1 protein-coding gene is annotated in these 1,811 nt (G+C 47.8%); it reads right to left on the reverse strand.

Going from position 1 to position 1,811, the window contains the following annotated elements; genetic code table 11:
- Positions 1 to 99 precede the first annotated feature (99 nt).
- On the reverse strand, positions 100 to 1,626 hold the full coding sequence (locus DW694_RS16645; RefSeq protein WP_015526056.1) for a glycoside hydrolase family 31 protein: 1,527 nt from the start codon (positions 1,624 to 1,626) through the stop codon (positions 100 to 102).
- Between the last annotated feature and the right edge of the window lie 185 nt (positions 1,627 to 1,811).

Genomic DNA, 1,811 nt, shown 5'->3' on the forward strand with positions numbered 1-1,811 from the left:
TTGCAATCTTTTGGAATACTATGTTCTAACTAAATGGCATTGGCCCGTTTTTCCCCCTCGCGCTCCCCCTTTCCGGGCACGCAATTGTTGTGCGTTGTCCTACACTCTCCTCAAAACAACCAGCCCATCATTCTCACCAAGAACCACATTCCGGCCACCATTCAGTACATCACCCTCAGTCTCTCCAAGGCTAACACACCTCCACTGCCCCTCAGGCAAAGTCACACTTCTGACAACCTCCCCCTGCTTCCAAACAGGCGCCACCAAAAGCGCATCACCAACCATAAACTGATCCATCACCCTCTCCATACCCTGTCCAGGGAAAACAAACTCCATAGAACGGGCAATCGGCTCACCAGTAACTTTCGCACACTCTACAGCCTTGAAAATCTCCGGCAGACATTTCTCTCTGAGCGCCAGCGCAGCCTTAACCTTCTGAAAATCCGCCTCAGGCAGCACCCTCCACGGAGAAGCCGAAAACTGCATCACCGGCATCAAAGCCGCGATCTGTGCATACCGCACAAACATCTCCGGCGTACACGCATTCTCATTCCCATTCAAAAAGCAGGTATACTCACCCCCGCCAATCATATCCGGACTGCCAAAAGGATGCCCAGTAAGCCCCTGGAGCAACGTATCCGGGATCAATCCCGCAATACCACTCTCATCCCACTTCGTCTGCTTATCACAAAGTCTCTGCATCAGAGAATAACCCCCGGCCCGGAAACACACTCTCAGCTCATTAAACGCAAACTGCTCTCCAAACTCAGCCCAAAGCCTGGACAACTCATCCGTAGAAACATCACGGAACAGCTTATCACCCGCATGATAATAACAAGGATCACCCGCGTCCAGTTTAAAGCCATCCACACCCATATCCGTCAGAACATCCAGCTGATCCTTCAGCCACTTCATCGCATCCGGATTCGTCAGATCCAAAGCTGCAGAATACCCATTCCACCACTCCAGGATACGAGGTTTTCCCTCCGGAGTTTCAATCAGAAAATGCTTATCCCTAGCCTCCCGGAACTCCAACGTATCCGGAGTAATAAACGGACAGATCCACAGCATCACAGAAAATCCCATCTCATGCAATTCTTTGAGCATCGCCTTCGCATCCTTGAAATTATCCCCCCTGAACTGCCACCTTCCATAATAAGGAGACCAGCCATCATCGATCATCAGAACACCGGATGGAAAACCATTTTCCAGAATACCTTTTGCATATTTCAGGATATTCTTCTGGGTCTGATAATAGGTAAGTTCGATCCAGGAATTGTATACCGGTACTTTGAAAAACCTGTCTGAAAGTTTGATCTCATGAAATGGAAAATGCGCTTTCATGGCTGCCAGGTATGCACCTCGCAGATCATTGAAGCCATCTTTCAGAATGATAGGTTCCGGACCTTCCGCCAGGATCTCACCATTTCTGAAAGAAATGTGAAAACCTGCATCGCTCCAGATGTAGCGGCCTTTCGAGGAAAGGAATAAAGGCATGATCTGATTGTGGGTTGGGTTTTCGCGGAAATCCCAGTCCACAATGTCGTCTGCACCTACGGGCTGGCGGTAGCCTTCATAGACTGCACCACCGTACCAGAATTCGTTTTTTAATATAGTTGTTTTCATGTTGAGGCTCCTCCTTTTATATGTAAATCTATTTTTTTAATGTTGAGGTTATTTTTGGGGGTATTAGTGTAAATTTATCCGCTTTTCAAAGCGGAGGAAATCTGCGAGGGAGAAAACACTCAGAGTTGCGAAGCCCGCTTTCAATGCCATTTAGATAGAACATTTTGTAGATGATTCTTTATGTT

Origin of the sequence: Ruminococcus sp. AM26-12LB (assembly GCF_003480785.1) — a bacterium.
GTDB lineage: Bacteria > Bacillota > Clostridia > Lachnospirales > Lachnospiraceae > Blautia_A > Blautia_A fusiformis.